Raw genomic sequence first — 9,640 nt, 5'->3', positions numbered from 1 at the left:
AAAACTGCAACAGTTTCGTGTCAAGGCACTGATTGTCCAAGAAAAAACGCGCCCACCAAATAGGCGGACGCGTTTTTTCTCAAGGAATCCAGCGTATTCCGGAGCCGGCTCGACCCCGGGGCGCAGATCAGGCGTTGAGAGCCTTCACGCGCGACGCAAGGCGCGAGACTTTGCGCGATGCGGTGTTCTTGTGCAGAACGCCCTTGGTGACGCCGCGAGCCAGCTCGGGCTGGGCAGCGCGCAGAGCGTTGGTTGCCGCTTCGTAGTCGCCCGAAGCGATCGCTTCTTCGACTTTGCGGATGAAGGTACGGATGCGCGAACGACGAGCTTTGTTGACGTCTTGGCGGCGCTCGTTCTGACGGGCGCGTTTCTTGGACTGGGGCGTGTTAGCCATGTGTATCTTCCCACTTTCCGGGTCTGTTCAAATCTTTCAATCGCACGACAGACCCCGGGCTCCAGCGAACCTAGATGATTCTAGCCTAAGCGGGCTCCACGCGCATGTGAGGCGGCCTCATAAGGCAAATTGCGCAAAAGGGAAAGGGAATAATGAAAAGCGGGGCCGAAGCCCCGCCATCTGGTGTCGTGCGAGCGGCCCGAAAGGGCTCACTTGTCGCGGAATTGAGGCTCGCGCTTTTCGAGGAAGGCAGCCATGCCCTCTTTCTGGTCGTCGGTGGCGAAGAGCCCGTGGAACAGACGACGCTCGAACAGGATGCCTTCGTTCATCGTCGTCTCGTAGGAGCGGTTCACCGCTTCTTTCGCGGCGCGAGTCGCAAGCATCGACTTCTCGGCGATCTTCTGCGCCGCAGCCATAGTCTCGGGGATCAGCTTGGCATTCGGGACGACCCGGCTGACAAGTCCCGACCGTTCAGCCTCGCCGGCATCCATGAAGCGGCCCGTGAGGTGCATGTCCATCGCCTTGGACTTGCCCACAAAGCGCGTCAGGCGCTGGGTGCCGCCGATCCCGGCGATCACGCCGAGATTGATCTCGGGCTGGCCGAACTTGGCGTTCTCCGCGCAGATGATGAAATCGCACATCATCGCCAATTCGCAACCGCCGCCGAGCGCGTAGCCCGCCACTGCAGCGATGATCGGTTTGCGGATGCGGTTGATGGCATCCGCTTCCTTGCCGAAGAAGTCGCTCGTGAACATGTCCACGAAGCTCTTTTCCGACATTTCCTTGATGTCTGCGCCAGCCGCGAAGGCCTTTTCCGAACCGGTGATGACGATGCAACGCACCTTGTCATTCTCTTCCGCCGATTTCAGCGCCTCGGCCAGTTCCCCCAGCAATTGCGAGTTCAGGGCGTTCAGTGCGTCGGGGCGGTTGAGCCGGATCAGGGCAACGTAATCCTCGATCTCGACGATCAGGGTCTGGTAGGCCATTTCGGTCTTGCCTTTCCTTGTCTCTGAACGGGACTCCTAGCAGAGCGTCAAATCAGATCAAGCGTCTTGTGATGCCGGAGCGCTGCGTCATTTCTGGCAGGCCGGGCAGAAAAAGGTGGATCGTCCGGATTGAACGATGCGCCGGATCGGCGTCCCGCAAGTGCTACAGGGCGCGTCCTCGCGGTCGTAGACATGGAAGCTGTGCTGGAAATATCCCAGTTCCCCATCCGCTTGCCGATGGTCGCGCAGAGACGACCCTCCCGCCGAGATCGCCTCGGTCAGCACCTCGCGGATGATCGGCACCAGCGAGGCGATGCGTGCGTTCGAAATCCGCTTCGCCTGACGGCGCGGGTCGATACCTGCCCGGTGCAGCACCTCGCAGACATAGATGTTGCCCAGACCCGCCACGACATGCTGGTCGAGCAGCGCAGACTTGATCGGGGTCGCGCGCCGTTTGAGCGCCTCGACCAGATAGTCTTCGTGGAAGTCGTTGCCGAAGGGCTCGGGGCCCAGGCCCGCCAAAAGCCAATGCGCCTGCTCGCGCTCGGTCAGCACCAGATCCATCGCCCCGAAGCGACGCGCGTCATTGAAGGTCACACGTCCGCCACCCGCCATGTGCAAAACAACGTGATCGTGTTTCGCAGGCGCGGGATGTTCGAGGTGAAACTCGCCAAGCGCCACGCCCGAGACCAGCATGCGGCCCGACATCCCGAGGTGGATCAGCAGGCTTTCTCCGCTGTCGAGATCCGCGAGGATGTATTTCGACCGTCGCCGCAGACGGTCCACGCGGGCCCCCTGCAACCGCTCGGCCATCCGCTCGGGCAGGGGCCAGCGCAGGTCGGGCCGATTGACTTCGGCACGCTCGATCCGATGGCCTTCCATGGCCGGGACCAACCCGCGACGAACCGTCTCGACCTCGGGCAATTCGGGCATAGTTCCTCCTCATCGCATTGTCTTGGGGCAAAGGGCCCCTATAAGAAGGGGGTGAAATGAGGATCGGCAAGGGCCCATGAGCGCAGAGCAATCAAAGACCACGCATTTCGGTTTTCAGACCGTGGACGAAGATGCCAAGGCAGGCATGGTTCACGGCGTGTTTTCGCGAGTGGCATCGAAATACGACATCATGAACGACCTGATGAGCATGGGCATCCACCGCGTCTGGAAGGACGCGATGATGGATTGGCTCGCGCCGCGACCGGGTCAAAAATTGCTCGACGTGGCGGGCGGGACCGGCGACGTGTCCTTCCGCTTCTTGAAACGCGCAGGCTCGGGCCACGCGACGGTCTGTGACATGACCGAATCGATGCTGATCGAGGGCCGCAAGCGCGCCGAGGCCGAAAGCATGGCCGACAGTCTCGACTGGGTGGTCGGCGACGCGATGGCGCTGCCCTTCGCGGATAATTCCTTCGACGTCTACACGATCTCTTTCGGCATCCGGAACGTGACGCGGATCGCGGATGCGCTTTCGGAGGCCTACCGGGTGCTCAAGCCTGGTGGACGGATCATGGTGTTGGAGTTCAGCCAGATCCCGAATGAACTGATGCAGAAGGCCTATGATCTCTATTCCTTCAACGTGATCCCGAAGATGGGCGAAATCGTCGCGAATGACCGCGACAGCTACCAGTACCTGGTGGAATCGATCCGCAAGTTCCCCTCGCAGGAGACCTTCGCGCAGATGATCCGTGAAGCCGGGTTCGACAATGTCTCCTACCGGAATCTGTCGATGGGAATCGCGGCGCTGCACTCGGGTTGGAAACTTTAACCGATGCGCGGACCCCACAACATCTGGCGCCTGATCCGGACGGGCGCGACCTTCATCCGCACGGGTGCGATGCATCAGGCGCTTGAGGCGATGGATGCGCCGCCGCGGCTGCGCGCCGTGGCCTATGCGATCAGCGCGCCCTTCGCGTGGCTTGGCTACAAGGGCGATCCGGAGCTACCGCCGGTCACGCGCGCGATCACCGCGCTGGGCCCGGCCTATATCAAGTTCGGTCAGGTCCTCTCGACGCGGCCGGACGTGGTCGGCGCCGAATTGGCCGATCAGCTGCGCGTGCTGCAGGACAAGCTGCCGCCCTTCGAGACCTCGATCGCCAAGCGTATGGTCGAAGACGAACTGGGCGCGCCCGCCGATCAGCTGTTCATCGATTTTTCCGAGCCCGTCGCCGCCGCTTCGATCGCGCAGGTCCATTCCGCGCGCCGTGCCGACACGGGTGAACGGGTCGCGGTGAAGGTATTGCGCCCGGGGATCGAGCGCGCTTTCCGTCGCGATCTCGACGCCTTCCATTTCGCCGCCGCGATGATCGAGCGGATTTCGCCCGCGTCGCGGCGCTTGCGCCCGAGCGAGGTAATCAAACACTTCGAATCCGTGGTTCTGGGCGAGTTGGATCTGCGTCTGGAGGCGGCTTCGGCTTCGCAATTCGGCGCCAATACCGTAGGTGATGCGGGCTTCCTAGTGCCACAGCCGGTCTGGAACCTCTCGGCCAAGCGGGTGATGGTGCTTGACTGGGCGGAAGGTCTGCCGATGGGCGACCCGACGGGCCTGCGCGATGCGGGACATGACGTGGCCGCCATCGGCGAGCGCGTGTTGCAACTGTTCCTTAGCCATGCGCTGCGCGACGGGTTTTTCCATGCCGACATGCATCACGGCAATCTCAAGGTGGCTGGGAACGGGGATATCCTCGCCTATGATTTCGGGATCATGGGGCAGATCGACGAATATACCCGCCGGGTCTATGCCGAGATACTCATGGGCTTCATCCAGCGCGACTACAAGCGTGTGGCCGAGGTGCATTTCGAGGCTGGTTACGTCCCCGCCGATCGCGATGTCGACGAGTTCGCGCTGGCGCTGCGCGCCGTGGGCGAGCCGATCTTCGGGATGGACGCCGCCCATATCTCGATGGCGCGGCTTTTGGCCTATCTCTTCGAGGTGACGGAGCGCTTCGGGATGCAGACCCAGACGCAGTTGATCCTGCTGCAGCGCACGATGGTCGTTGTTGAAGGCGTGGCGCGTTCGCTCCACCCGTCCATCAACATGTGGGAAGTCGCGAAGCCGGTCGTGGAGAAATACATTCGCGAAAGCCTCGGTCCGCGTGCCATCGCGAATGATCTGCGCAAGACGGTGCAGGTTCTGGGTCGCTTCGGGCCGCAACTTCCTGACCTCGTGAAGGCGGCGATCCGCAAGCAGACCGAACCGACACCGCCCCCGGTGACGGTGACCCGCTGGCGCTACGCGGCACTGATCTCAGCTGGGACGGCCCTTCTGCTGCTTGGCGTCGTCCTGGGCGAGCTGCTTTAACCCTCCCGCAGCGCGCTGACCGTATCGGCGGGAACTTTGGCCCCGCCTTCGAGCGTCAACATCGCGCCGTTAGCGCCTGCTTGCACCTCGACCACCCGGCTATAGGCCGCGACCGGATCGGTGCCGATCAGATTGCCCGCCGCGTAGCTTTGCAGCGAGAAGCGGTATTGCCCAGCCCCTAGCGATTGGCCCGCCTCGTTGGTTCCGTCCCACGCATAGCTTTCGAGCGTAGGCGAAATCAGCTTCTTCGCGACCTGTTCCTCGGTCGAATCCGTGATCACCAGAACGGCTGCGTCGGCCCCCGATTGCGCCGCGGGCGCAAGGTCGATCGGCGTCGAGCCGTCGAAGTAACTCGGTGCTTCCGCGCGGGCCTGCATTCCGACCCAGCTCGCCAGTTCGCTCAAACCGCCAAGTCCAATCTGGCCTGACAGAGCGATCAGCAGATCGTTGGTCTTTACCTGTTGCTCGACGCTGGAGAATGTCGCGAGTTGCACCGCGAAATCGGCGCTTTCGATCGGATTGAGCGGATCCTGATTTTTCATCTGGGCGGTGAGCATCGTCAGGAAGGTTTCGAAATCCGAACTGAGCGCCGAGGGGGCTTTTGCATCGCCACTGTTCGCTGCGGCCGTGGCGGCGACGTTGGGGTTCGTCGGGGTTACGGGGGAAGTGGTGGTGGTCATGATGATCTCCTACATGCGCAGGTCGAGCCCGCCTTTGTGTGGGGCTAGGCGGGTGGCGGGGCGCGGATTGGGGTCAATCGGCGTCTCAATGTGGGCGACGCCCGGGCCAGTACCTGACCTGTCGAATATATCGGGCCGCCGCTGGGGGCGCTCCTCGCGCTGGCTGAACTGAAAATCGAGCGTGCCGTAACCCAAGTCGCGTATTTCGCGCGCGAAAGTATCGATATGGCGGCGCATGAGGTCGAGTGTTTCGGCGCGATCGGCCTGTATCGCGACCGTCATGCCATGCTGGCTTGCATGGAGGATCATGCGCACGTGGCCCAATTCTTTCGGCGAAAGCGCAATTTCCACTGGCCGATCGGGCATCCACTGCAGTGAAATACCAATTTGATGCGCTATTGACTGCGCGATAGAAGCCGGGGCGGGCTGCGGCGCTGAACTTGTCGGCGCCGCCCCGCCTGTCCCCGCAGCCAGTGGTGCGCTGTGCGCGGCTGAGGTTTCGGGCGTCTCAGCCGTACTGAACCGCGCTCTGGGCAACTGGGACCTCTCCGTGTCCCCCTGCGCCGCCCGAAGCGCAGCTGTCCCCAGATAGATAGCCTGAGCATGGCTCATGCGAGCAGTCGGGGCATGGGCCGCAACGTCTATGGGTAGAATATCACGATCCACCCGGACCGAAGGTTCGCGCGCCTCGGCTTTGTCATTCTTGGACGTATCGCTTGGTGTGCTGAAAAGGCGCGCTGTGTTGAACTGTGGTTGTGGCGGCGGCTGCCAGCGGGTAGAGGCCCGCGCAATTTCTGCGTCGACTGGCGGAGCTTTGGCCGCCAAAGCGTAGTGAGGGTCTGATGCTTTCCCGCTCTGCACTACTTTTGCGGACACAGCGACCGTTTCGACCGTTTCCAAGGATGCGCTCCGCCGCACTGCGATCCCCGCAGCTCCCGCGCTTGGAGGGATAGCGTCGGCTGCCTCGGTGCTTGTGGCCGGTTTTGACGTGAAAACCGGCGTCGCGGCTTCGTGGTCGCCTCTGTTCGGGGATGCTTGCGCCGGCGCTGCCTCTGGCCCATGGCGGATTACAGCCCGGATCGCTTCCCCGTTCGGTTTCGCTGCGGTGTTACTCCGCCCCTGAAAAAACGACTCTGCGGATTGAGATGGCGCCTGAGTTCCGGCTTCTGCAGGAGGCGCGTGCGCGGACCGCGCCGTCTCCTCGGTCTCCGCGGGCAAAGTTTCCGGCGAGGCACGGGGACGGAGAGGCTTTGTGCCTCCCGTGTCCCTTTTCCTGTGACGCTTTGATGCAACATGCTCAGCTACTGGCTGCTCATTCTCGGGGGCGGGGGCGAGCGACTCGTTCACGTCGAAGGTTGCTTTCGGGGCATGCTCGGCACTGTGAACGACCACACTATCGGAAGCAGACGCACCGGTTCTTGCCGGCAAGGACACCGCTGATGTTTGCCCGGAATTGGCAGTTCTTTGTTCTCGCGCGTCGCTCGGCACCGCGAGTGGCTTTCGGTTCGACAGTGATCGTGGTGCCAGCCCATCCTGTCTGGAGTCGTTTCTTTTGGGCTCGATATGTGGTTGCATCGTGACTCCGCTCGAAACTGGAGCAGAAGTCATCATGTTGCCGGAGGTAGTCTCAGCGACTTTTGCTGCGGCTTTTGTCGGGTGCGTTTCGCTGGACTTGTCTGTCTCGGCGCCGTTCTTTCTCCCTCGAGGGCGCGCGTCGCCGTCTCTCGCGGCAACGTTCTTCTCCGTGGGCTTCACGATATCGGTCCCTTTGACCTGGTTTCGTTCGACCGTGGAAGCAGACTGCAGTTGGCGATGGGATTTCTGCCGTCCAAGCAGCACGATGACCTCAGACAAGTCATTTGAAACCGATGCGCGGAGAACGGCACCCTCTCTCTCCTCATGCGCGGACTGATCGTCCTCTGATCCTGCGCCGCTCTCCTTTGATGCGGCCGCGCCCGTATTACGAGCTTCGTCGGTAGTAGGCGCCGCTGCCTCGGCCACGAGCGCGAAATCCCCGCTCGGCGCTTCATCCGCCCGGGTATTGACGGTCGCTGACTTGATTTGGCTGCCCAAGCCTTTCGGTATTTCTGGCATCGGAAAGGGAATCATGGTCCTCACGACCTCTGTCTGTGTCGAAACCACTATCGCGGCAGGAACTTACCGATTCTTTACGCCCGACTGGCAGAGTGCAGAAAATTATCCGCACTTGGAGAGTTCGATGCTTCGCCCGACCATGTCACCAGGGCCGCGTGCCCCGGTCCTTTCGCCGCAAGACGCCAAACTTTTCGCGAAAGCCAAGGCGCTCGAAGCTGGTTTCCTTTCGGAAATGTTGAAAGAGGCCGGACTGCAGGCTGACGACGGCGCTTTCGGCGGCGGCATCGGGGAAGCGCAATTCGCATCTTTCTTAAGAGCCGAACAGTCGAAGGCCATGGTCGACGCGGGGGGGATCGGCCTTGCCGAAGTCATCTTCGAATCGCTCAAGAACGGAGGACAGGATGCCTGAAACGAATGCCGCGGAAGAGCTCATCTCGCTACTGCGCCTCGAACGAGAAGCAATCCGGTCGGCGGAGTTCTCCGACCTCATTGCCTTGAGCGACCGAAAGGAGCGCGCGATGGCCGCGCTGACGAAGCCTGATCGCGGCAGGGTCGAGCAGATTCAGGCGCTTGCTCGCGAGAATCAGGTGCTGCTGGCCTCTGCTCTGGAAGGAGTGCGCGCTGCGCAGGCCCGTCTCGAGGTAATTGTGGCGGCGGCGAAAGGCTTCGATTCCTATGACCGAGAAGGGCGTCCGCAGCCTATTCGCCGCGGTAGTGCGGATTTCGAGCGGCGTGCATAAGCTGTTAATCATGAAAGACATTTCTCAAGAGTTTAGGGACAGGATTTAGCAGGTTGTTAGCCTTTGCTCGGCCATTGTGGCGCCGCATCCAAGCGATGGCGCGCTTCAAAGCTCACGAGGCGCATTGGTCAGAAAGCCATGAGCGCCGCGTCGAACACGCGGCTTTGCAACCGAGTGACGCAAAGCGTCGACATTAAAAGGATAAATCATGTCCAGCATTCTGACGAATACCGGCGCCATGATCGCGCTGCAGACTCTGAAAGGGATCAATTCCGGCCTCGCCACCACCCAATCTGAAATCTCGACCGGCAAATCGGTCGGCTCGGCGAAAGACAACGCGGCCGTATGGGCGATTTCGAAGGTCATGGAGTCCGACGTAAAAAGCTTCTCTGGCATTTCGGATAGCCTCGCGCTGGGGGAATCGACTGTCGCGGTGGCCCGTAAGGCCGCCGAAACCGTGACTGACCTGCTGACCGATATGAAAAGCAAGATCGTCGCGGCACAGGAGTCGAATGTCGACCGCGACAAGATTCAGACGGATATCGACGCACTTCAGGAGCAACTGACGTCGGTCGTCGGGGCGGCGCAGTTCAATGGCCTGAACCTGGTCGATGGCTCCTCGGCTGCGACCGTTAAAGTGCTGTCGTCGCTCGACCGCGCCTCGGACGGCACCGTTTCCGCGAGCCATATCGACGTCACCGCCCAAAACCTCTCTGTCGGAAGTTACTCTGCGAAAGCGGCCTTCACCGGTTCGGCCGGGGTGTCTACCGATAAGGATACCGCCGCCACGACTCTCGCCAAGGCTGATACGACGGGAGTCAAAGTCTTTCTCGATGACACGGTTACCTGGGCCGCGGGCGATAGCGTGAAGGTCAGCCTCGGAGATCAAACGGTCAGCTACACGCTCTCCGAAGCGGATGCGGCGCAGACCGGCACTGCACGCACCGACTTGATCGCCGCTGGACTGAAATCGGCGATCGACGCGCTGGGCATCGCCAACCTGCAAGTCGACTTCACCGCCGGTGTGAGCACCACCAGCGACTCGACCCTGACCTTCAAGAATGATGGCGGCGCCGATCTGGCCGGCGATCTGACGATCGTGTCGCAATTCCTCAATGCGGGCTCGGGCGGTCTCGCCGCGGTCGCATCGATCGACGTGACCACTGACGCGGGGGCGACCGCTGCGCTCACCAATATCGAGACGCTGATCCAGACGGCAACCGATGCGGCTTCTTCCTTCGGTTCGGTCGAGGGCCGGATCGGCACGCAAGCCGACTTTATCTCCAGCCTCAGCGACTCGCTCAAGGCCGGTATCGGGTCGATGGTAGACGCGGATATGGAAGAGGCCTCGGCACGGCTTCAGGCTCTGCAAACTCAGCAACAGCTAGGTATCCAGGCGCTCTCGATCGCCAATCAGCAGCCCCAGAACATCCTTTCGCTGTTCCGTTAAA

Annotated in this window: 10 protein-coding genes; 5 read left to right on the top strand and 5 right to left on the bottom strand. The window is 61.7% G+C overall.

The genetic code is table 11. The annotated features are described in order from the left end of the window. Nucleotides 1–127: 127 nt before the first annotated feature. The 3 genes from rpsT to mutM form a co-directional block, all read right to left on the bottom strand. Nucleotides 128–394 carry a 30S ribosomal protein S20 gene (gene rpsT / locus BMG03_RS18775; RefSeq protein ID WP_075776775.1) on the bottom strand — a complete coding sequence of 89 codons (267 nt, stop codon included), beginning with the start codon at nt 392–394 and terminating at the stop codon, nt 128–130. A gap of 209 nt (nt 395–603) precedes the next feature. Beyond that, a complete protein-coding gene (locus BMG03_RS18770) occupies nt 604–1,380 on the bottom strand; it encodes an enoyl-CoA hydratase (protein ID WP_075776776.1) in 777 nt (258 codons plus the stop codon). 87 nt (nt 1,381–1,467) lie between these two features. After that, complete coding sequence (gene mutM, locus BMG03_RS18765) at nt 1,468–2,313, bottom strand: bifunctional DNA-formamidopyrimidine glycosylase/DNA-(apurinic or apyrimidinic site) lyase (protein WP_075776777.1); 846 nt, start codon at nt 2,311–2,313, stop codon at nt 1,468–1,470. Nucleotides 2,314–2,389: 76 nt separating this feature from the next. On the opposite strand from mutM, the gene ubiE reads away from it, so the two are divergent. Together ubiE and ubiB are read left to right on the top strand one after the other, a co-directional pair. Then, nucleotides 2,390–3,142, top strand: a complete 753-nt coding sequence (gene ubiE / locus BMG03_RS18760; protein WP_075776778.1) for a bifunctional demethylmenaquinone methyltransferase/2-methoxy-6-polyprenyl-1,4-benzoquinol methylase UbiE — start codon at nt 2,390–2,392, stop codon at nt 3,140–3,142. 3 nt (nt 3,143–3,145) lie between these two features. After that, nucleotides 3,146–4,675, top strand: coding sequence for a 2-polyprenylphenol 6-hydroxylase (ubiB, locus tag BMG03_RS18755; RefSeq protein WP_075776779.1), 1,530 nt, complete (start codon nt 3,146–3,148; stop codon nt 4,673–4,675). On the opposite strand, the gene BMG03_RS18750 is transcribed toward ubiB, so the two are convergent. Then, the gene (locus BMG03_RS18750; protein WP_075776780.1) at nt 4,672–5,355 is read right to left on the bottom strand and encodes a flagellar hook capping FlgD N-terminal domain-containing protein; all 684 of its coding nucleotides are present in this window, start codon (nt 5,353–5,355) and stop codon (nt 4,672–4,674) included. The genes ubiB and BMG03_RS18750 overlap by 4 nt on opposite strands. Before the next feature lie 9 nt (nt 5,356–5,364). Continuing rightward, nucleotides 5,365–5,706 carry a flagellar hook-length control protein FliK gene (gene fliK / locus BMG03_RS20830; protein WP_157771617.1) on the bottom strand — a complete coding sequence of 114 codons (342 nt, stop codon included), beginning with the start codon at nt 5,704–5,706 and terminating at the stop codon, nt 5,365–5,367. 1,756 nt (nt 5,707–7,462) lie between these two features. Here fliK and BMG03_RS18740 point away from each other — a divergent pair. The 3 genes from BMG03_RS18740 (at nt 7,463) to BMG03_RS18730 (ending at nt 9,639) form a co-directional block, all read left to right on the top strand. Further along, the gene (locus BMG03_RS18740; RefSeq protein WP_425275159.1) at nt 7,463–7,858 is read left to right on the top strand and encodes a rod-binding protein; all 396 of its coding nucleotides are present in this window, start codon (nt 7,463–7,465) and stop codon (nt 7,856–7,858) included. Then, nucleotides 7,851–8,189: a flagellar export chaperone FlgN gene (locus tag BMG03_RS18735; RefSeq protein WP_075776783.1), complete on the top strand. Its 339-nt coding sequence runs from the start codon at nt 7,851–7,853 to the stop codon at nt 8,187–8,189. Before BMG03_RS18740 ends, BMG03_RS18735 begins: the two co-directional genes overlap by 8 nt. A gap of 208 nt (nt 8,190–8,397) precedes the next feature. Further along, nucleotides 8,398–9,639: a flagellin gene (locus BMG03_RS18730; RefSeq protein ID WP_075776784.1), complete on the top strand. Its 1,242-nt coding sequence runs from the start codon at nt 8,398–8,400 to the stop codon at nt 9,637–9,639. Nucleotide 9,640: the final 1 nt, after the last annotated feature.

Source organism: Thioclava nitratireducens (genome assembly GCF_001940525.2).
Lineage (GTDB): Bacteria > Pseudomonadota > Alphaproteobacteria > Rhodobacterales > Rhodobacteraceae > Thioclava > Thioclava nitratireducens.
The sequence above is the reverse complement of the archived record's forward strand: the minus strand, read 5'-3'. Positions and strand labels throughout refer to the sequence as shown.